The organism is Burkholderia sp. MSMB1588, assembly GCF_001546925.1.
In the GTDB taxonomy this organism is placed as follows: Bacteria; Pseudomonadota; Gammaproteobacteria; order Burkholderiales; family Burkholderiaceae; genus Burkholderia; species Burkholderia humptydooensis.
The window spans coordinates 3,027,214-3,047,336 of the sequence record NZ_LNJS01000001.1 but is presented as its reverse complement, the minus strand read 5'-3'; the positions used below and the strand labels follow the sequence as shown (position 1 = coordinate 3,047,336).

General features: G+C 69.5%; 14 protein-coding genes and 1 pseudogene. 8 read left to right on the top strand and 7 right to left on the bottom strand.

The genetic code is table 11. The features are described 5' to 3' along the window. Positions 1–83: 83 nt before the first annotated feature. The 4 genes from WS92_RS35975 to WS92_RS25550 all read right to left on the bottom strand — a co-directional run bounded on the left by WS92_RS35975 (position 84) and on the right by WS92_RS25550 (position 6,958). Complete coding sequence (locus WS92_RS35975; RefSeq protein WP_171845242.1) at positions 84–305, bottom strand: hypothetical protein; 222 nt, start codon at positions 303–305, stop codon at positions 84–86. Beyond that, the gene (gene tldD / locus WS92_RS25560; RefSeq protein WP_059930975.1) at positions 305–1,774 is read right to left on the bottom strand and encodes a metalloprotease TldD; all 1,470 of its coding nucleotides are present in this window, start codon (positions 1,772–1,774) and stop codon (positions 305–307) included. Before tldD ends, WS92_RS35975 begins: the two co-directional genes overlap by 1 nt. Positions 1,775–1,891: 117 nt before the next feature. Further along, entirely contained in the window at positions 1,892–2,719 is an 828-nt protein-coding gene (locus tag WS92_RS25555; protein WP_059930972.1) for a carbon-nitrogen hydrolase family protein, read from the bottom strand. A gap of 45 nt (positions 2,720–2,764) precedes the next feature. Next, entirely contained in the window at positions 2,765–6,958 is a 4,194-nt protein-coding gene (locus WS92_RS25550) for a YhdP family phospholipid transporter (RefSeq protein WP_059930970.1), read from the bottom strand. Between the two features lie 175 nt (positions 6,959–7,133). On the opposite strand from WS92_RS25550, the gene glnE reads away from it, so the two are divergent. After that, complete coding sequence (gene glnE, locus WS92_RS25545; RefSeq protein WP_059930968.1) at positions 7,134–9,911, top strand: bifunctional [glutamate--ammonia ligase]-adenylyl-L-tyrosine phosphorylase/[glutamate--ammonia-ligase] adenylyltransferase; 2,778 nt, start codon at positions 7,134–7,136, stop codon at positions 9,909–9,911. 83 nt (positions 9,912–9,994) lie between these two features. Here the strand turns inward: glnE and recN are convergent, their stop codons facing one another. Both recN and WS92_RS25535 read right to left on the bottom strand, forming a co-directional pair. Then, the gene (recN, locus tag WS92_RS25540) at positions 9,995–11,644 is read right to left on the bottom strand and encodes a DNA repair protein RecN (RefSeq protein WP_059930966.1); all 1,650 of its coding nucleotides are present in this window, start codon (positions 11,642–11,644) and stop codon (positions 9,995–9,997) included. Positions 11,645–11,673: 29 nt separating this feature from the next. Beyond that, positions 11,674–12,576: an NAD kinase gene (locus WS92_RS25535; RefSeq protein WP_006025360.1), complete on the bottom strand. Its 903-nt coding sequence runs from the start codon at positions 12,574–12,576 to the stop codon at positions 11,674–11,676. 132 nt (positions 12,577–12,708) lie between these two features. Between WS92_RS25535 and hrcA the strand changes: the two genes are divergently transcribed. From hrcA to WS92_RS25520, 3 genes are all read left to right on the top strand, one after another. Then, entirely contained in the window at positions 12,709–13,731 is a 1,023-nt protein-coding gene (gene hrcA, locus WS92_RS25530) for a heat-inducible transcriptional repressor HrcA (protein ID WP_009913496.1), read from the top strand. Positions 13,732–13,940: 209 nt separating this feature from the next. Further along, entirely contained in the window at positions 13,941–15,008 is a 1,068-nt protein-coding gene (gene hemH, locus WS92_RS25525) for a ferrochelatase (RefSeq protein ID WP_059930964.1), read from the top strand. 5 nt (positions 15,009–15,013) lie between these two features. Beyond that, positions 15,014–15,421 (top strand): RNA-binding S4 domain-containing protein, encoded by a 408-nt coding sequence (locus WS92_RS25520; protein WP_006025363.1) that lies wholly within the window; start codon positions 15,014–15,016, stop codon positions 15,419–15,421. On the opposite strand, the gene WS92_RS35970 is transcribed toward WS92_RS25520, so the two are convergent. After that, on the bottom strand, positions 15,393–15,554 hold the full coding sequence (locus WS92_RS35970; protein ID WP_009913495.1) for a hypothetical protein: 162 nt from the start codon (positions 15,552–15,554) through the stop codon (positions 15,393–15,395). The two genes, WS92_RS25520 and WS92_RS35970, sit on opposite strands and share 29 nt — an antisense overlap. Positions 15,555–15,920: 366 nt before the next feature. On the opposite strand from WS92_RS35970, the gene grpE reads away from it, so the two are divergent. The 4 genes and pseudogenes from grpE to dnaJ all read left to right on the top strand — a co-directional run bounded on the left by grpE (position 15,921) and on the right by dnaJ (position 20,092). Continuing rightward, positions 15,921–16,457 carry a nucleotide exchange factor GrpE gene (grpE, locus tag WS92_RS25515; RefSeq protein ID WP_059930962.1) on the top strand — a complete coding sequence of 179 codons (537 nt, stop codon included), beginning with the start codon at positions 15,921–15,923 and terminating at the stop codon, positions 16,455–16,457. A gap of 12 nt (positions 16,458–16,469) precedes the next feature. Then, positions 16,470–16,562: pseudogene (locus WS92_RS33350) on the top strand (thioredoxin); the annotation flags it as partial. 183 nt (positions 16,563–16,745) lie between these two features. Beyond that, a complete protein-coding gene (gene dnaK / locus WS92_RS25510; RefSeq protein WP_009913494.1) occupies positions 16,746–18,695 on the top strand; it encodes a molecular chaperone DnaK in 1,950 nt (649 codons plus the stop codon). A 263-nt stretch (positions 18,696–18,958) separates the two neighbouring features. Continuing rightward, the gene (gene dnaJ, locus WS92_RS25505; protein WP_059930960.1) at positions 18,959–20,092 is read left to right on the top strand and encodes a molecular chaperone DnaJ; all 1,134 of its coding nucleotides are present in this window, start codon (positions 18,959–18,961) and stop codon (positions 20,090–20,092) included. Positions 20,093–20,123: the final 31 nt, after the last annotated feature.

Sequence of the window (20,123 nt, the reverse complement as noted above, 5' to 3'; positions counted from 1 at the left end):
CGCGCGTGCGAACCGGCGGGACGAAAAAAAACCGCCGGGTTCGCCGGCGGTTTTTCGGGAATTCGGTTGCGCTTCGCGCGCCATCACCCCTCTCGATCCGCCAGCGGCCTGAGATACCAAAAAAAGTAAAAGTAAAACTTTGCGGACATGGCGAAAATGCGGTGCGTCAATGAAGCGATGCAAGAAAGAGATTTATACCCGGTCGGCCGCTGGCTTGCAATCCTGCAACGCTGAAAATGCGGACAATCCGCGCGATGCGAGCGATTCGCGCGAATTGTCTGCGCCGCGATGCGGCGATGCCGCATTACGACGCGGTGCCGCCGACCGTCATGTTGTCGAGCCGAAGCGTCGGCTGGCCGACCCCGACGGGCACGCTCTGGCCCTCCTTGCCGCAGACGCCGACGCCCGTATCGAGCCGCATGTCGTTGCCGATCATGCTCACGTACTTGAGCGATTCCGGGCCGCTGCCGATCAGCGTCGCGCCCTTGACCGGATACGTGACCTTGCCGTTCTCGATCATGTACGCCTCGGACGCCGAGAACACGAACTTGCCGTTCGTGATGTCGACCTGGCCGCCGCCGAAGTTCACCGCGTAGAGGCCGTGCTCGACCGATTCGATGATCTCCCGCGGGTCCTTGTCGCCGTTGAGCATGTACGTGTTCGTCATGCGCGGCATCGGCAGCGCCGCGTACGATTCGCGCCGCGCGTTGCCGGTGACGGGCATCTTCATCAGCCGCGCGTTCAGCGTGTCCTGGATGTAGCCCTTCAGGACCCCGTCCTCGATGAGCGTCGTGCACTGCGTCGGGTTGCCTTCGTCGTCGATGTTGAGCGACCCGCGGCGGTTCGGCAGCGTGCCGTCGTCGACGACGGTCACGCCCTTGGCCGCGACCTGCTCGCCGATGCGGCCCGCGAACGCCGACGAGCCCTTGCGGTTGAAGTCGCCCTCGAGCCCGTGGCCGATCGCCTCGTGCAGCAGCACGCCCGGCCAGCCCGGCCCGAGCACGACCGTCATCGCGCCCGCGGGCGCGGGGCGCGCGTCGAGATTGACGAGCGCCGCGTGCACCGCGTCGTCGACGTAGCGCGCGAGCACGTCGTCGGTGAAGTAGCCGTAGTCGAAGCGGCCGCCGCCGCCGCCCGAGCCGATCTCGCGGCGGCCGTTCTGCTCGGCGATCACCGTCACCGACACGCGCACGAGCGGGCGGATGTCCGCCGCGAGCGCGCCGTCGCTGCGCGCGACGAGCACGACGTCGTATTCGCCGGCGAGCCCCGCCATCACCTGCGTGATCCGCGGGTCGCGGCCGCGCGCCATCTGCTCGACGCGCTCGAGGAGCTTCACCTTCGCGGTTGCGTCGAGCGACGCGAGCGGATCGGCGGGCAGGTACAGGTCGCGGCCCGAGATGCCTTTCAACGAGGAAGCCGCGCGGATCTTCTGCTTGCCGCCGCCCGCGGCGGCGATCGCCTTTGTCGCGGCGGCCGCCTGGCGGATCGCGTCGGGCGACAGGTCGTCCGAATACGCGAACGCCGTGCGCTCGCCCGCGACCGCGCGCACGCCGACGCCCTGGTCGATGCTGAAGCTGCCCGACTTGACGATGCCTTCCTCGAGGCTCCACGCTTCGCTGCGGGTTGCCTGGAAGTACAGGTCCGCGTAGTCGACGCGATGCGTGAAGATGTCGGCGAGCGTGCGCGTGAGAAGGCTTTCGTCGAGGCCGTAAGGCGTGAGCAGGATGTCCTTCGCGAGCGCGAGATTGCGGACACCGGGTTCGATGATGTTCATGCGGATTCGGGAATTCTCAATTTCTGAAACGGGTTGTCGGACGCGCTTTCTTTTTTCCGGTCGGATGGCCGGATGGATCGCGGCGGCCGTTTTTCAAGGGCGAAGGCGGCCGGGCGCTCATTCGAGCACGCGGTGCCGCCACGCGGGCAGGCTCCGCCGCACGTCGGCGATTCGCGCGGGATCGATCTCGCCCGCGACGACGTCCGCGCCTTCGTCGCGCACCGCGACGATCTCGCCCCACGGGTCGACGAGCATGCTGTGGCCCCACGTGCGGCGGCCGTTCTCGTGCTTGCCGCCTTGCGCGGCGGCGAGCACGTAGCACTGGTTCTCGACCGCGCGGGCGCGCAACAGCGTCTCCCAGTGCGCGCGGCCCGTCGTGTACGTGAACGCCGACGGCACGACGATCATCGCGCAGTCCCCCATTCGCCGGTACAGCTCCGGAAAGCGCAGATCGTAGCAGACCGACAGCCCGACCCGGCCGAACGGCGCGTCGAACGTGCGCACCGCGTCGCCCGGACGGATCGTGCGCGCCTCGTCGAACGACTCGTCGTCCTTCTCGAAGTTGAACAGGTGGATCTTGTCGTAGCGGGCGGCCTCGCGGCCCTGCGGATCGAACACGAGCGTCGTGTTCAGCACGCGCGAAGGCTCGGGCGCCGAGAGCGGCAGCGTGCCGCCGATCACCCAGACGCCGTGCGCCTTCGCGCGCCCGGCGAGAAAGCGCTGGATCGGGCCGTCCTGGTAGGCTTCCGCGAGCGCGAGCTTGTCGGTGTCCTGGTGGCCCATGAAGCAGAAGTATTCGGGCAGCAGCACGAGCCGCGCGCCCGCGCCCGCCGCGTCGGCGATCAGCCGGCCGGCTTCGGCGAGATTGCGCTCGCGATCGGGCGTGCTGACCATCTGCAGCGCGGCGACCCGGAACGGCGAGGCTGAGGCATGGCGATCGGTCATGACGGGTTGGGTAGCCGAAAAAAGGGTGCGGGCCCGGCGGCCGCGTCAGTGCTCGACGGCCGCGGGCGCGAAGCCCATCTTACCCCGATCGCCGCCGACCCGCTCGATGTGCGGATGCGCCCACGAACCGGTGATCGCGTAGTCCACCGCGAACGCGTGCGCGAGCGTTTGCGACAGCGCGAGATTCGCGGCGAGCACGCCGAGGCCGAGGAACGGATTGATGATCGCCGCGCCGATCGCGGCCGCGCTCGCGCTCACCTTCGGCGCGATGTGCGCGTTCAGCTCCTGCGTCTCGCGCGCGAGATCGACCGAGCCCGTCACCGTCACCTTCGCGGGCGAGGTCTTCATCTCGAAATCCTGCGTGCGCGCGATGCCGTTGTCGATTCGGCCCGTGCCCGTGATCGTCTCGAACGGCAGCCCCTTGCCGATCACGTCGCGGAAATCGAGCGTCAGGAAGCGCGCGAGGCCTTGCAGGCTCAGCACGCCGAGCAGCTTCGCCGCGCCCGGGTCGACCTTCAGGATCTGGCCGTGCGCGAGGTCGAGCGACAGGCGGCCGTTCAGCGTCGGATAGTCGATCGCGGTCGGGCCGCCGCGCCACGCGACCTTGCCCGACAGCGTGCCGCGCCCGCTCTCGACCGTGCGCGGCAGGCCGACGCGATCGAGCAGGGCGCCCGCGTCGCCGATCGCGAGCGTGAAGTCGAATACCGTGCGGCGCGGCGCGTCGTCCTCCTCGGCGCCGCGCGCGAGCGCGCGCCGCGACGTGCGCCAGTTCGCGGTCGCGGTGAGCTTCGCGGCCGGGTTCGCGAGCTCGAGCTTGTCGAGCTGCCAGACGGGGATGCCGTTCTCGTCGATGTTGCGCGCGTCGACCTCGAGCCGGCCGATGTCGTGGCCGCGCGCGACCACCTGGTCGACGACGAGATCGATCGCCGGCATCGCATGGTGGGTGGGCGTCGGCAGATCGATCGCGCGGCCGACGAGATCGTGCTCGGCGCTCTCGGGAATCACGAGCCTCGCGAGCCGCGCGCTCAGCACGCCCGCGCCCGTCGGGCCGCCGCCCGGCGCCCACGACAGGTAGCCCGACACCTGGTTCGACGCGATGTTCGCCTGCCAGAGGTCGTCGATGTGCGATGCGCCGACGATCACGTTCTCCCAGTTGCGCTTGAGCAGCTTCAGCGTGCCGAAGTGCAGCGCGAAGCGCTTCGGCGCGAAGCTCGCGAGATCGACGGGCGACGCGGCCGGCTTCTCGCGCGCGGTGGGCGACTTGCCGAAGCCCTGCGCGAACGTCTGCCACGCATCGGCGTCGAGTTCGTGCACGTCGATCGCCGCGCTCACGCCTTCCTGCGGCATGTCGGGCATCCGGTTCATGCCGATCGCGCCGCGCACCGCGCGCACCGGCTGCCCGCGCTCGACGTCGAGCAGGTAGGTCGCGGCGAGCGGGCCGAGCGTCAGGTCCGCGCGCTCGAGCGGCTTGCCGCTCGCCTGCGGCTCGGGCGCGAGCACGAAGCTGAACGGCATCGGCGTGCCGGCCGGCTTCGCGAACGGCGCGGGGAAGTCGAGCGCGACGCCCGTGAGGTCCGAGCTCGCGGTGATGTCGGGCAGGCCGCCCTTCGCGCCGCGCACGGCGAGCCGGTACGGCGCGTCGCCGACGACGCGCTCGAGCGCGGCGGCCGCCGCGCCGCGCAGGTTCAGCCCGCGCGCGGCGTCGAGCGACAGCCGGCCGTCGATGTCGAACGCGTAGCGGCCGTTCTCCGACAGCGCGCCGCGCGCGCGCACGTCGCCGCCGAGAAAGCGCGCGGTGAGCCGATCGACGCTCGCCGTGTGCTGCGTGAACCGCACGTTGCCGCGCAGCCGCGTGACGGGCGGCACGCCGTCGGCCTCGAGCGTGTTGCCGGCGAAGCCGAGCGCGCCGTCGACGCCGACGTGCGGATGCGGGACGTGCTGCGGGATGGTGAGCTTGAGCGCGAGCGTCGCCGGCCCCTGCGCGCGCACGAGGTTGCCGATGTGGCCCGTCATCCCGGCGACCGCGCTGTGGTTCGCGTAGTCGAGCAGGTCGGCGAGCGGGCCGTGCGCGCGGCCCTCGATCACGAGCGGCGAATGCGTCGGGTTGCCGAGATCGTCGATGCGCCCCGCCACCTTCGTGAGCGCGACGCCCTTGTAGCGCGCGCGGTCGATGTCGAAGCGCAGCCGGTTCTGCTCGAGCTCGAACACGCCGTCGATGCCGTCGAGCGCGGGCCACACGTTCGGCGTGCCGTTCGCGAGCGTGCGCGGCGGCTGCGGCGTCGGCTCGAACGTGCCGCCCGCGAAGGGCGCGACGATGTGGAACACGCCCGCCTTCGGATCGTGCTCGTAGGGGAACGTCTCGAGCGGGCCCTTCGCGACGATCGTCGCGCCTTTCTTCACCTGGCCCGCCTGCAGCGCGTGGCCGAGATAGAGGCGCAGGTGATCGGACAGGCTCGTCGGCAGGTAGCGGGGGATTCGCGCGACGGCCGCGCGCGCGAAGTCGGCCTTCAGGTCGAGCGAGCCGCGGCCGTGGCCGGGGTTCGCGTAGCTGCCCGCAACCGCGATCGCCGCGTCGGCGTTCTCGACGTAGAACTCGGGCACCGCGACGTCGACGCGCGCGTGCCGCTCGCCGGGCGCGGGCGTGACGGTCCAGTTCGCGCGGCCGCGCAGCTTGTCGAACGCGAGGCGCGGCTCGTCGAACACGCCGGGCACGGTGACGGCCGCGTCGACCGTGTCGAAGCGCGCCGCGCCGCCTTTTTCGTCCGCATCGACGTGGCCCCACAGATTCTCGACGCCCGGAATCCCCGCGCGCGGGTGGCCGTGCGGCGAGAGCCCGGGCGGCGGCTCCTGCGCCTCGAAGCTGATCCCCTGCAGGTCGCCCTGGAAGCGATAGCGGATGATGGGCGCGGTGCCGCTTTCGCGCTCTTCGTCGACGAACTCGGGGCTCGCCGGCTTCGCGCGCTCGACCTCGATCGCGTAGTTCGCGACGAGCCCGCGCGGATCGAAGCGCACGAGCTCGTTGCGCAGCCGCGCCGGCAGCGGCAGCCCGCGGATGAATTCGGCGAGGATGCCGAGATCGACGCGGTCGCCGGATACGCTCAGCAACTGGCCTTCGTCGACGCTCGGCACGCGGTAGCGCGCGGTGAGCGTGTGCAGCGCGAGCGCGCGAGAGAGCGGCGTGCCGTCCGCGAGCGGCGGCTGACCGAGCTCCGCGTGCAGCCGCGACAGATGCAGCGTGTAGTCGCGCTTCGGATCGATCGCGAGGTCCCAGCCGAAGCGCGCGACCGGGATGTCGAGCCGCGGCTGCGTCGGGCGCACGCGCAGCGCGACGTCGTAGCCGCGCAGCTCGCCGCCCGCGCGGTACAGATGGCCGTCGCCGAAATGCGCCCAGATCGCGTTGTCGATCCGGCCCGCGTAGGCGGTGAGGCGGATGTTCGCGTAGTGCGCGAGCGTCGGCAGGTCGACGGGCCCCGTCGACAGATACGCGTCGCCCGTCCAGTTGGACGGCTTGCCGATCGGCGCGAGCGCCTTGTGGACGAAGCGCGCGCGGAAGTCGAGCGGGCCGTGGAACAGCGTGCCGTTCGCGGGCGCCTGCAGCGCGATCCGGTGCACGATCCCGTCGTTGAGCACCGCGATCCGGATGCCTTTCAACGCGAGCTCGGGCGCGTCGTGCTGCGCGTCGCGCCAGCGCAGCGTGCCGCCGCGCAGCACGATCGCCTCCTGCTTGAGCAGCCATGCGCTGAACGTGTCGTCGGCGCCCGTTTTCGTCGTCGGCACCGCGACGCCCGCGACGAACAGCGCCCCGTCCGCATGGCGCTCGGTCAGCAGATCGGGATCGTCGACGACGAGACTCGACAGCGTCGGCGCGAGGCGCGCGAGCGAGCGCCACGACAGCGCGGCCGTCGCATGGGGAACCGACAGCGCGACGCGGCCGTCGCGGCCGCGGATCGTCAGGTCGCTGATGTCGACGCCCGGCTGCATGCCCGACCAGTGCGGCGCGAGCCGGCCGATCCGCAGTTCGGCGTGGAGCTTTTGCGACACGAACGCCTCGATGCGCGGGCGGTACTCGTCGATGCGGGGCAGCAGCAGGTAGCGCAGCCCGAGGAAGGCGGTGGCCGCGACAAAGTACGCGGCGATCGCGATCGCCAGCACGCCCTTGAACACGCGACGCAGGACCGGGTGATGGTGCTGCGGAGGTCCGGCTTCGGTCGTTGCGGCGGAATCCTGACGGTCGGACATGCGGCGAAGGGGCGGCGATATGGTAGTTTTGCGGACTGACGTTCAAATGTATCACACGGGTCCCCGCCGACGGCTTTCGCGACGCCGTCCGTGCGGGCCGTCCGGCCGCGCGCCGGCTCCGCGCGCTGCCTGCGCGGCGGCCCGCGGCCTTTCACCGCGCAACGCGCGCTCGACGATGACCGACGCCTCCGATCTGCTGTCCCTGTCCTATTCGCACTATCTCGCGCGCGCGGCCGCGGCGCGGCCGGCGCTCGCCGAGCGCATCGCCGCGTGGGCGGCCGCGCCCGTCACGCGCGCGGCGCTCGATGCGCGCCTCGACGAACTGCTCGCCGAAGGCGGCCGTCCGCCGTCCGAGGGCGCGCTGAAAAAGGCGCTGCGGCGACTGCGCGGCGAGGCGTTCGGCGCGGTCGCCGAGCGCGACCTGGCGGGGCGCGCGGACGTCGCCGAAGTCACCGGCACGATGACCGACCTCGCCGAGGCGGCGATCCAGCGCGCGCTCGCGCTGCTCGCGGCGGACCTCGAGGCGCAGTATGGCGAGCCGCGCGGCCCGTCGGGCGAGCGGCTCGCGCTCGGCGTGGTCGGCATGGGCAAGCTCGGCGGCCGCGAGCTGAACGTGTCGTCGGACATCGATCTGATCTTCGTCTACGAGGACGACGGCGAGACGGCGGGCGGCGCCCGCGCGCCGATTTCCGTGCACGAGTTCTTCACGCGGCTCGGCCGGCGCCTGATCGGCGTGCTGTCCGAGGTGACGGCCGACGGCTACGTGTTCCGCGTCGACATGCGGCTGCGCCCGAACGGCGATGCCGGCCCGCTCGTCTGCAGCCTCGGGATGCTCGAGGAGTATTTCTACGTGCAGGGGCGCGAATGGGAGCGCTACGCATGGATCAAGGGCCGGCTCGTGACCGAGCGGGCGAGCGCCGCCGCGCACCGCCTCGCGCAGCAGCTCGACACGATCGTCAAGCCGTTCGTCTACCGGCGCTATCTCGATTTCGGCGTGATCGGCGCGATCCGCTCGCTGCACGAGCAGATTCGCCAGGAGGCGCGGCGGCGCGCGACGATGCGGCCCGACAAGGCCGACGACATCAAGCTCGGCCGCGGCGGAATCCGCGAGATCGAGTTCAGCGCGCAGGTGTTCCAGTTGATTCGCGGCGGGCAGGACGCGGGCTTCAGGGTGCGGCCGACGCTCGCGGTGCTGAGCCACGCGAGCGCGAGCGGGCTGATCGCCGACGAGGTGCGCGCGGGGCTGACGGACGCGTATCTGTTCCTGCGCACGCTCGAGCACCGGCTGCAATACCGCAACGACGCGCAGACGCACGCGATGCCGGTCGATCCGGCCGAGCGCGCGGCGCTCGCCGCGTCGCTCGGTTTCGCCGATTACGCGGCGCTGATCGCGGCGCTCGACCGGCACCGCGCGTTCGTCGAGGCGCAGTTCGACCAGGTGTTCGCCGACAAGGCGGAGCGCGGCGAGCGCCGCGCGGACGACCACGCGCCGGGCTGCGTCTGGAGCGGCGCGCTCGCCGACGACGGCGCCGACGACGCGCTCGTCGCGCGCCTGGCGGCGCTCGGCTTCGCCGATCCGGCGGTCGTGCTCGCGCGGCTGCAGGCGGTGCGGCGCTCGTCGCGCTACGCGGGGCTGCCGGAATCGAGCCGCGTGCGGTTCGACCGGGTCGCGCAGCGCGCGCTCGAGGCGGCGCCCGGCATCGACGCCGCGCATCGCGACGAGACCGTCGTGCGCTGCTTCGACCTGCTCGAGACGGTCGGCCGGCGCGGCGCGTATCTCGCGCTCCTGACCGAGTACCCGGCCGCGCTGCGGCGCGTGCTGTCGGTGCTCGGCGCGACGCGCTGGGGCGGCGGCTACCTGATTCGCCACCCGCAACTGCTCGACGAACTGCTCGACGACGAGGCGATCGACAGCCCGTTCGACTGGCCGGCGTTCAAGGACGCGCTGCGCAGGCGGCTCGCGGCCGCCGACGGCGCCGAGCATCAGATGGACCTGCTGCGCCACGCGCATCAGGCCGAGGTGTTCCGGATCCTGCTGCTCGATCTGGCCGGCAGGCTGTCGGTCGAGCACGTGAGCGACCGCCTGTCGGAGCTCGCCGACGCGATGCTCGACGTGACGATCGAAGTCGTCTGGTCGCAGCTCGCGAAGCGCCATCGCGACACGCCGTGCTTCGCGGCGATCGCGTACGGCAAGCTGGGCGGCAAGGAGCTCGGCTACGCGTCCGATCTCGATCTGATCTTCCTGTACGACGATCCGGACGAGCGCGCGGCCGACGTCTACACGACGTTCGCGCGCCGTCTGATCACGTGGCTCACGACCGCGACGGGCGCGGGCACGCTGTTCGACATCGACCTGCGGCTGCGGCCGAACGGCGAGGCGGGCCTGCTCGTCACCGATCTCGACGCGTTCCGCCGCTACCAGTTGCGCGAGGGCGACGCGGCGAACACCGCGTGGGTGTGGGAGCACCAGGCGCTCACGCGCGCGCGCTACAGCGCGGGCGACGCGCGGATCGGCGCGGCGTTCGAGGCGATCCGCGTGCAGGTGCTGACGATGCCGCGCGATGCGGCGGTGCTCGCGAAGGAGATTGTCGAGATGCGCGGCAAGGTGCTCGCCGGGCATCCGAACACGGCCGGGCTGTTCGACCTGAAGCACGACCGCGGCGGGATGGTCGACATCGAGTTCGTCGTCCAGTACTGGGTGCTGCTGCACGCGGCGCAGCATCCGGAGATGATCCGCAACACCGGCAACATCGCGCTGCTGCGCGAGGTGTCGCGCTTCGGGCTGATGAGCGGGGAGGAGGCGGAGACGGTCGGCGCCGCGTACCGGACCTACCGGAAGCTCCAGCACCGGCTGCGCCTCGACGGGATGGAAAAGGCGCGCGTCGAGCCCGGGCGGGTCGCGGCCGAGCGGCAGGCCGTGGCCGCGCTGTGGGCGCGCGTGTTCGGCGCGTAGCGGGAAGCGGCGGGAGCCGAAGCAGGGACCGCAGCAGGAACCGCGCGGAATCGATCCGTTGCGCCCGGCGAGCGCGCGCCGCGTCACGCGGTCAGCATTTCCTTCGCGTGCTTGCGCGTCGTCGCGGTGATCTCGAGGCCGCCCAGCATCCGCGCGACTTCCTCGATCCGGCTCGCGCGATCGAGCGGCACGACCGTCGACACGGTGCCGCCTTCGCCGTCCTCGCCCTTCGCGACCTGGAAGTGATGATCGCCGCGCGCGGCGACCTGCGGCAGATGCGTGACGCACAGCACCTGCCGCATCTGCCCGAGCTGATGCAGCAGCCGCCCCACCACCTCGGCCACGCCGCCGCCGATGCCCGTGTCGACTTCGTCGAAGATGAGCGTCGGCGTCGGGCTCGCCGCGCTCGCGATCACCGCGAGCGCCAGGCTGATCCGCGCGAGCTCGCCGCCCGACGCGACCTTCGCGAGCGGCCGCAGCAGCACGCCCGCATGGCCCGCGACGCGGAACTCGATCTGCTCGAGCCCGTGCGCGCCGCCGTCGGCGAGCGGCACGAGCGCGACTTCGAAGCTGCCGCCCGCCATCGACAATTCCTGCATGCCTGTCGTCACCGCCGCGCCGAGCGCCTTCGCGGCCTGCGCGCGCGCCTTCGACAGCTTCCGCGCGTCGGCGAGATACGCTTGCCTCGCATGGTCGGCGATCGCCTGCAGCGCGCTCAGGTCGGCGGCGGCGTCGAGCTCGGCGAGCTGCGCGCGGCGCGCCTCGTGCTCGTCGTGCAGCGTTTCGGGCGGCAGCCGGAACTTGCGCGCGGTCGAATGCAGCGCGTCGAGCCGCGTCTCGACCTGCGCGAGCCGGTCCGGATCGAGGTCGAGCCGCTGCGCGTAGTGCGACAGCGAGTACGACGCCTCCTGCAACTGGATCTCGGCCGGCTCGAGCGACGCGAGCGCGTCGTTGAGCGCGGGGTCGTATTCGGCGAGGCTCCTCAACTTCGACACGATCGCGCCCAACTGCGTGAGCATCGCGTCGTCGGATTCGGAGATCGCGCCGAGCGCGCCCTGCACGCCGTCGATCAGGTTCGCCGAATGCGTGAGCCGCCTGTGCTCGGCGCCGATCTCGTCCCATTCGCCCGGCTGCGGCGCGAGCTTGTCGAGCTCGGCGAGCTGCCACGCGAGCTTTTCGCGTTCGAGCTGGCGCTCGCGCTCGTGCGCCTGCGCGGCCTCGATCGCGTGCGTCGCGTCGCGCCATGCGCGATGGCCGCGCGCGACGGCGGCCGCGTCGGCCGCGAGCCCCGCGTGCGTGTCGAACAGCTCGCGCTGCGCGTCCGCGCGCATCAGCAGTTGGTGCGCGTGCTGGCCGTGGATGTCGACGAGCATCTCGCCCACTTCGCGCAGTTGCGCGAGCGTCGCGCTCGTGCCGTTGATGAAGGCGCGCGAGCGGCCGCTCGCATCGATGACGCGCCGCAGCATCACTGTGTCGTCGGCGTCGAACGCGTGCTCGTCGAGCCAGCGCGCGACGCGGTCGTGCGGCGTGAATTCGGCGCTGATGTCGGCCCGGCTGCTGCCGGTGCGCACGACGCTCGCGTCGGCGCGCTCGCCGAGCGCGAGCGCGAGCGCATCGATCAGGATCGATTTGCCGGCGCCCGTTTCGCCTGAGAAAACGGTGAAACCGCTGTCGAATTCGAGATCGAGCGCGGCGACGATGACGAAATCGCGGATCGAGAGGTGGCGGAGCATGGGTGTCGGTCGGAAGGGGGCGTCAGGGCTTATGCGTCGTCGTCTTCTTCGCTCGACGGGTGTTCGTTCCAGTGCAGCTTCTTGCGCAGCGTCGCGTAATAGCTGTAGCCGACCGGGTGCAGGAACGGCACCGTGTGCTTCGAGCGGCGCACCTCGATCGTGTCGTTCAGCTCGAGCGCGGTGAACGACTGCATGTCGAAGTTCACGTTGACGTCGCGCCCGCCGATGATCTGGATCGCGATCTTCGAATCATCCGGCAGCACGATCGGCCGGTTCGACAGCGCGTGCGGCGCGATCGGCACGAGCACGATGCCTTGCAATTGCGGGTGCAGGATCGGCCCCTGCGAGGACAGCGCGTACGCGGTCGAGCCCGTCGGCGTCGCGACGATGAGGCCGTCCGAGCGCTGGTTGTACATGAAGCGGCCGTCGACCGACACGCGCAGCTCGGCCATCCCGGAGAAGCCGCTGCGGTTCACGACGACGTCGTTGAACGCGAGCGCGTGGTAGATCGGCTCGCCGTTGCGCACGATCCGCGCCTCCAGCAGCGTGCGCTCCTCGCGCTCGTAGCTGCCCGCGAGCATCATCGGCACGACTTCCCGCATGTCGGATGCCGGGATGTCGGTGATGAAGCCGAGCCGGCCGTGGTTGATGCCGATGAGCGGCGTCCTGTACGGCGCAAGCTGGCGGCCGATGCCGAGCATCGTGCCGTCGCCGCCCAGCACGACCGCGACGTCGGCGCGCGCGCCGATCTCCGCGGGCGTGAGCGCGGGATAGCCGGCGCTGCCGATCGCCTGCGCGGTATCCGCCTCGAACACGACTTCGAAGCCGCGCTTCGCGATGCACGCGGCGAGCGATGCGAGCGGCTCGGCGATGCCGGGCGTGTTGCTGCGCCCGACGAGCGCGACGGTATGGAATTGGTGGCCGATTTTCATGCCGGCATTACACCATAGCTCGATGACGAAAAGAACCGCCCGCCGGCGGCCGGCCGGCAAAACAGGCGCGGGGCGGCGCGGCGCGCAAGCGGCGCTCGCGGGGGCCGCCCGGTTGCGCTAAAATTTTCCATCATGTTAGATCCACGCGCACGAACCCTCCTCAAGACGCTGATCGAGCGGTATATCGCCGACGGTCAGCCGGTCGGGTCGCGCACGTTGTCCCGTTATTCCGGGCTCGAGCTGAGCCCGGCGACGATCCGCAACGTGATGTCCGACCTGGAGGAGCTCGGCCTCGTGTCGAGCCCCCACACGTCGGCGGGGCGGGTGCCGACGCCGCGCGGCTATCGCCTGTTCGTCGACACGATGCTGACCGTCGAGTCGCCGATCGATTCCGACGCCGTCACGCGGCTCGTACAGACCACGCTGCAGGCGGGCGAGCCGCAGCAGAAGGTCGTCGCGGCCGCGGCGAGCGTGCTGTCGAACCTGTCGCAGTTCGCGGGCGTCGTGCTGACGCCGCGCCGCAGCCACGTGTTCAAGCAGATCGAGTTCCTGCGCCTGTCCGACAAGCGAATCCTCCTCATCATCGTGACGCCCGAAGGCGACGTGCAGAACCGCATGATCGCGACGCAGCGCGACTACTCGCCCGCGCAGCTCACCGAGGCGTCGAACTACATCAACGCGCACTTCGCCGGCCTGTCGTTCGACGAGGTGCGCCGCCGGCTGCGCGAGGAAATCGACCAACTGCGCGGCGACATGACGGCGCTGATGCACGCGGCCGTCACGGCGAGCACCGAGGAGCCCGACGACGAGGAGACCGTGCTGATCTCCGGCGAGCGCAACCTGCTCGAAGTGGCGGATCTGTCGTCCGACATGGCGCGCCTGCGCAAGCTGTTCGACGTGTTCGACCAGAAGACGAGCCTGCTGCAACTGCTCGACGTGTCGAGCCACGCGCAAGGCGTGCAGATCTTCATCGGCGGCGAATCGACGCTCGTGCCGATCGACGAGATGAGCGTCGTGACCGCGCCGTACGAGGTCAACGGCCAGATCGTCGGCACGCTCGGCGTGATCGGCCCGACGCGGATGGCGTACAACCGTGTGATTCCGATCGTCGACATCACCGCGCGCCTCCTGTCGTTGACGCTCAGTCAGCAGTAACCGGTTCCGTCCGCCTTTCATCGCCGTTTCTTCATACTTTTCTTCACGCTTTTGCGGCGTCGGACGCCGTTTTTTCCCGCTCGAATCCGTCATCGGCATCGTGCCGCTCCACCGGGCGCCGCGCAATCGGCCGGACGGCCGACTGGTGGCGCCGGGCCGCCCCGCTATAATGAGTGACGTTCGATTCGGTGCCCCGGCACGCTCTTTCCATGCGTTTTGACCTCGAACCGCCGTCGCACGCGTCGGCCGCCCACCGCGTCGCCGTGCTGCTCGTCAATCTCGGCACGCCCGACGAGCCGACGCCGCGCGCGGTGCGCCGCTATCTTGCGCAGTTCCTGTCCGACCCGCGCGTCGTCGAGATCCCGCAGTTCGTCTGGCAGTTGATCCTGCGCACGCTGATCCTGCCGCTGCGCAGCCGCGCGTCCGCGAAGAAGTACGCGGCCGTCTGGCTGCCCGAGGGCTCGCCGCTGCGCGTCCATACGGAGCGCCAGGTCGAGAGCGTGAAGCCGCTGTTCGCGGCGAACGGCTACCGGGTGATCGTCGACTACGCGATGCGCTACGGCACGCCGAGCATCGCCGACATGCTCGCGCAACTGAAGCGCGCGGGCGCCGAGCGCGTGCTGCTGCTGCCGATGTACCCGCAATATTCGTCGTCGACCACGGCCACCGCGTTCGATGCGGCGTTCGCCGCGCTCGGCCGGATGCGCAACCAGCCGGAGGTGCGCACGGTGCGCCACTACGCGGATCACCCGGCCTATGTCCACGCGCTCGCCGAGCAGGTCCGCCAGTATTGGGCGGCGCATCGCCGGCCGGCATTCGAGTCGGGTGACAAGCTCGTGCTGAGCTTTCACGGCGTGCCGAAGCGCACGCTCGATCTCGGCGATCCTTACCACGATCAATGCCAGCAGACGGCCGCGCTCTTGATGTCCGCGCTCGGCCTGACGACGTTCGAGTGCCGGGTCACGTTCCAGTCGCGCTTCGGCAAGGCCGAGTGGCTGCAGCCTTATACGGCGCCGACCCTCAAGGAGCTCGGCACGGCGGGCGTGCGGCGCGCGGACGTGTTCTGCCCCGGCTTCACCGCCGACTGCCTCGAGACGATCGAGGAGATCGGAATCGAGGGGCGCGACGAGTTCCTGCACGGCGGCGGCAAGGAGTTCCACCGGATTCCGTGCCTGAACGCGTCGCCCGCGTGGATCGCGGCGCTCGGCGAGATCGCCGCCGAAAACCTGCAAGGCTGGCCGGTGCGCGTCGCGACGGCGCCGGAAGCCGTGACCTGATTGCCATGAATTTCAAGATTTCGACTGCACCCGGCGCGCGGCTGCGCATCGACAAGTGGCTCTGGGCCGCGCGCTTTTTCAAGACCCGCTCGCTCGCGGCCGACGCCGTCGAGAAAGGGCGGGTGAAGATCGGCGGCGCGGCCGTCAAGCCGGCGAAGGAAGTGCGCGTCGGCGACCGGGTCGACGTGACGATCGAGCATGTCGTCTGGGAAGTCGACGTGCTCGGCGTGTGCGACGTGCGCGGGCCGGCGAGCGTCGCGCAGACGCTCTACGCGGAGACGGAAGCGGGGCGGGCGAAGCGCGTTGCCGAGCTCGAGCGGCGCCGGCATTTCCGGGAGCCGTCGGCCGAACTGCACGGGCGGCCGACGAAGCGGGACCGCCGGATCATCGACAGATTTTCGAATGGGGGCTGAACAGTTGATCGAACGTCGCGCGAGCGCCGCCGTATTCCGTCGTGCGTTCGGTGACGGCGCCAGATAGGCAGATGGTTGTCGTGCCGGCGATGAGTACCAGCGCGACTGCCGAAATAGCGAAGGTCAGTTTCACGGTACTCCCCCTCGAGAAGACGGGTGAAAGGGCCTTGGGTCCGGTGTCGGGCGCTGTCGGGGCAGGGTATACGCGGTTCCCGACGCGCTTGTCGCAAGTGTAGTTCAGTGGACTGTTGCGATCCAGCGAACGGTCGGTAAGGGTTGTTACAGGCCGTTTCGGCCCGAATCCGGGCTTGTCGCCCGCCGTGCACCGCGTCGCGGCGCGACGCCGCCGGCAGGGGCGCGGCGGCGCCGGAATCCCCTCTTGAAATCACTGCCCGAGGCCCCATTTGCACCGATATTGTGCGGCGCCGGCCGTTTGCGCGAACAGGCGCGAAACCGGCTGCCGTTTTGGCTTTAACCTCTAAATCGACTTTCTAGCGATATGGAAAACACGCAAGAGAACCCGACTGACCAAACGACTGAGGAAACCGGTCGCGAGGCGCAGGCCGCGGAAAACGCGGAGCCGGCTGCCGAAGCCGCGCTCGCCGAGGCTCAAGCCAAGATCGCCGAGCTGCAGGAGAGCTTCCTGCGCGCGAAGGCGGAAACCGAGAACGTGCGCCGCCGCGCGCAGGAAGACGTCGCGAAGGCGCACAAGTTCGCGATCGAGAATTTCGCCGAACACCTGCTGCCCGTGCTCGACAGCCTCGAGGCGGCGGTGGGCGACACGTCCGGCGATCTCGCGAAGGTCCGCGAGGGCGTCGAGCTGACGCTGCGCCAATTGACGAGCGCGCTCGAGAAGGGCCGCGTCGCGGCGCTCAATCCGGTCGGCGAGAAGTTCGATCCGCACCTGCACCAGGCGATCTCGATGGTGCCGGCCGACCAGGAGCCGAACACGGTCGTCGCCGTATTGCAGAAGGGCTACACGATCGCCGACCGCGTGCTGCGCCCGGCGCTTGTGACGGTCTCGCAGCCGAAGTAAGGGGCGGCGGCGATAGCGGGCACGGGCGTCGACGCGACCGCGTTCGCGGCGTTCGACATGCAGGAGCTGGACGCCGCGAACCTCGACGCCGGGCTCGCGCTCGCGCGCCGCTGTGGACGAAGCGGGCCGCCCGGCCGATTGAAAAAATTTAATGGCCGCATCGCTTTCAGGGTCTTGAAAACGATGCGGCCGCACTCATTTCGAGTGCAGAGTCGAATCTGGCGCGGCCAGGCGGGCAGCCACCCGCCGATGCCGCAGCGAACAAGGATTTCTGGAGATTAGGAAAAAATGGGAAAGATCATCGGTATTGACCTCGGCACCACGAACTCGTGCGTTGCGATCATGGAAGGCAACCAGGTCAAGGTCATCGAGAACTCGGAAGGCGCACGCACGACGCCGTCGATCATCGCGTACATGGACGACAACGAAGTGCTCGTCGGCGCGCCTGCCAAGCGTCAATCGGTGACGAACCCGAAGAACACGCTCTTCGCGGTCAAGCGCCTGATCGGCCGCCGCTTCGAAGAGAAGGAAGTGCAGAAGGACATCGGCCTGATGCCGTACTCGATCATCAAGGCGGATAACGGCGACGCATGGGTCCAAGCCCACGGCGAGAAGCTCGCGCCGCCGCAAGTGTCGGCCGAAGTGCTGCGCAAGATGAAGAAAACCGCTGAGGATTACCTCGGCGAGCCGGTCACGGAAGCCGTGATCACGGTGCCGGCGTACTTCAACGACAGCCAGCGCCAGGCGACGAAGGACGCGGGCCGCATCGCCGGCCTCGAAGTCAAGCGGATCATCAACGAGCCGACGGCCGCCGCGCTCGCGTTCGGCCTCGACAAGGCCGAGAAGGGCGACCGCAAGATCGCCGTGTATGACCTCGGCGGCGGCACGTTCGACGTGTCGATCATCGAGATCGCGGATGTCGACGGCGAGATGCAGTTCGAAGTGCTGTCGACGAACGGCGACACGTTCCTCGGCGGCGAGGACTTCGACCAGCGCATCATCGATTACATCATCGGCGAGTTCAAGAAGGAGCAGGGCGTCGACCTCTCGAAGGACGTGCTCGCGCTGCAGCGCCTGAAGGAAGCCGCCGAAAAGGCGAAGATCGAGCTTTCGTCGAGCCAGCAGACCGAAATCAACCTGCCGTACATCACGGCCGACGCGTCGGGCCCGAAGCACCTGAACCTGAAGGTCACGCGCGCGAAGCTCGAGGCGCTCGTCGAGGAGCTCGTCGAGCGCACGATCGAGCCGTGCCGCATCGCGATCAAGGACGCGGGCGTCAAGGTGTCGGACATCGACGACGTGATTCTCGTCGGCGGCCAGACGCGCATGCCGAAGGTCCAGGAGAAGGTGAAGGAGTTCTTCGGCAAGGAGCCGCGCCGCGACGTGAACCCGGACGAAGCCGTCGCCGTCGGCGCGGCGATCCAGGGCCAGGTGCTCTCGGGCGACCGCAAGGACGTGCTGCTGCTCGACGTGACCCCGCTGTCGCTCGGCATCGAGACGTTGGGCGGCGTGATGACGAAGATGATCAACAAGAACACGACGATCCCGACGAAGCACTCGCAGGTGTATTCGACGGCGGACGACAACCAGGGCGCCGTGACGATCAAGGTGTTCCAGGGCGAACGCGAGATGGCGGCGGGCAACAAGCTGCTCGGCGAGTTCAACCTCGAAGGCATCCCGCCCGCGCCGCGCGGCGTGCCGCAGATCGAAGTGACCTTCGACATCGACGCGAACGGCATCCTGCACGTCGGCGCGAAGGACAAGGCGACCGGCAAGGAAAACAAGATCACGATCAAGGCGAACTCGGGCCTGTCCGAAGCCGAGATCGAGAAGATGGTGAAGGACGCGGAAGCGAACGCGGCGGAAGACCACAAGCTGCGCGAGCTCGCCGAATCCCGCAACCAGGGCGACGCGCTCGTGCACAGCACGAAGAAGGCGCTCACCGAGTACGGCGACAAGCTGGAGGCGGGCGAGAAGGAGAAGATCGAAGCGGCGCTCAAGGAACTCGAGGACGTGCTGAAGAACGCGTCGAGCGACAAGGCGGCGATCGACGCGAAGATCGAAGCGGTCGCGACGTCGTCGCAGAAGCTCGGCGAGAAGATGTACGCCGACATGCAGGCGCAGCAGGCAGGCGCCGCGGGCGCGGCCGGTGCGGCGGCAGACGGTGCGGCGCAGGGCGGCGCGCAGACGGTGGACGACGTCGTCGACGCCGACTTCAAGGAAGTGAAGAAGGACTGAAGCCGGGTCGCGGTCGACCGCGCCGGGCACCCCCGATCGGGGTGCGCGGCGCGGTTTTTCCGGGTCCGTTTCTTCACTGCCGAATTGGCGGATCATACTTGCGCCTGGCGGGCCTCGCGGCTCTCCGGGCACATTTGTTTTATGGCGAGCGCCGCGCCGGCCGGCTTCTGCGGGCCGGCGGGCGCGGCGCTCAACCAGTCGCAAGACTTAATGGAAGCGAGAGGAGCCGTTGCGCGCGCTTCGCGCGGCGGCATTGAAACGATATGGCGAAACGGGATTACTACGAGGTTCTGGGCGTCGCGAAGAACGCGAGCGACGACGAAATCAAGAAGGCATATCGCAAGCTCGCGATGAAGTACCACCCCGACCGCAATCCGGACAGCAAGAATGCGGAAGAGCATTTCAAGGAAGCGAAGGAAGCCTATGAAATGCTGTCGGATAGCCAGAAGCGTGCGGCTTACGACCAGTACGGCCACGCGGGCGTCGATCCGAACATGGGGGCGGCCGGCGCGCAAGGCTTCGGCGGCTTCGCCGATGCGTTCGGCGACATCTTCGGCGACATTTTCGGCCAGGCGGCGGCGGGCGGCGGCCGCGGGCGCGGCGGCCCGCAGGTGTATCGCGGCGCGGACCTGCGCTACAGCATGGAGATCACGCTCGAGCAGGCGGCGCACGGCTACGACACGCAGATCCGCGTGCCGAGCTGGGCGTCGTGCGGCGTCTGTCACGGCTCGGGCGCGAAGCCGGGCACGAAGCCGGAAACCTGCCCGACCTGTCACGGCCAGGGCACGGTGCGGATGTCCCAGGGCTTCTTCAGCATCCAGCAGACCTGCCCGAAGTGCCACGGCACCGGCACCTACATCCCGGAGCCGTGCGTGCACTGCCACGGCTCGGGCAAGGTGAAGGAAACCAAGACGCTCGAAGTGAAGATTCCGGCGGGCATCGACGACGGCATGCGAATCCGCTCGGCCGGCAACGGCGAGCCGGGCATCAACGGCGGGCCGTCCGGCGACCTGTACGTCGAGATCCACATCAAGCCGCACCCGGTGTTCGAGCGCGACGGCGACGATCTGCACTGCCAGATGCCGATTCCGTTCACGACGGCCGCGCTGGGCGGCGAGATCGAAGTGCCGACGCTCGCCGGCCGCGCATCGTTCACGGTGGCGGAAGGCACGCAGTCGGGCAAGACGTTCCGTTTGCGCGGCAAGGGCGTCAAGGGGCTGCGCTCGAGCATCGCAGGCGATCTGTACGTGCACGTGCAGGTCGAGACGCCCGTGAAGCTCACCGAGCAGCAGCGCGATTTGCTCAAGCAGTTCGAGAAATCGCTCGCGGAAGGCGGCCCGCGTCACAGCCCGCAGAGCAAGAGCTGGTTCGATCGGGTGAAGAGCTTCTTCGAGTGACGCAACGGCGGCAGCGCGCAGGTGATGCAGG

What these genes read in the sequence shown, in the direction of transcription:
- WS92_RS25520 (WP_006025363.1), top strand. Translation starts at nt 15,014, where the DNA reads ATGAATTTCAAGATTTCGACTGCACCCGGCGCGCGGCTGCGCATCGAC.
- hrcA (WP_009913496.1), top strand. Translation starts at nt 12,709, where the DNA reads ATGTTAGATCCACGCGCACGAACCCTCCTCAAGACGCTGATCGAGCGG.
- grpE (WP_059930962.1), top strand. Translation starts at nt 15,921, where the DNA reads ATGGAAAACACGCAAGAGAACCCGACTGACCAAACGACTGAGGAAACC.
- WS92_RS35975 (WP_171845242.1), bottom strand. Translation starts at nt 305, where the DNA reads ATGCGGCATCGCCGCATCGCGGCGCAGACAATTCGCGCGAATCGCTCG.
- dnaJ (WP_059930960.1), top strand. Translation starts at nt 18,959, where the DNA reads ATGGCGAAACGGGATTACTACGAGGTTCTGGGCGTCGCGAAGAACGCG.
- WS92_RS25535 (WP_006025360.1), bottom strand. Translation starts at nt 12,576, where the DNA reads ATGAAAATCGGCCACCAATTCCATACCGTCGCGCTCGTCGGGCGCAGC.
- WS92_RS25550 (WP_059930970.1), bottom strand. Translation starts at nt 6,958, where the DNA reads ATGTCCGACCGTCAGGATTCCGCCGCAACGACCGAAGCCGGACCTCCG.
- dnaK (WP_009913494.1), top strand. Translation starts at nt 16,746, where the DNA reads ATGGGAAAGATCATCGGTATTGACCTCGGCACCACGAACTCGTGCGTT.
- tldD (WP_059930975.1), bottom strand. Translation starts at nt 1,774, where the DNA reads ATGAACATCATCGAACCCGGTGTCCGCAATCTCGCGCTCGCGAAGGAC.
- hemH (WP_059930964.1), top strand. Translation starts at nt 13,941, where the DNA reads ATGCGTTTTGACCTCGAACCGCCGTCGCACGCGTCGGCCGCCCACCGC.
- WS92_RS25555 (WP_059930972.1), bottom strand. Translation starts at nt 2,719, where the DNA reads ATGACCGATCGCCATGCCTCAGCCTCGCCGTTCCGGGTCGCCGCGCTG.
- glnE (WP_059930968.1), top strand. Translation starts at nt 7,134, where the DNA reads ATGACCGACGCCTCCGATCTGCTGTCCCTGTCCTATTCGCACTATCTC.
- recN (WP_059930966.1), bottom strand. Translation starts at nt 11,644, where the DNA reads ATGCTCCGCCACCTCTCGATCCGCGATTTCGTCATCGTCGCCGCGCTC.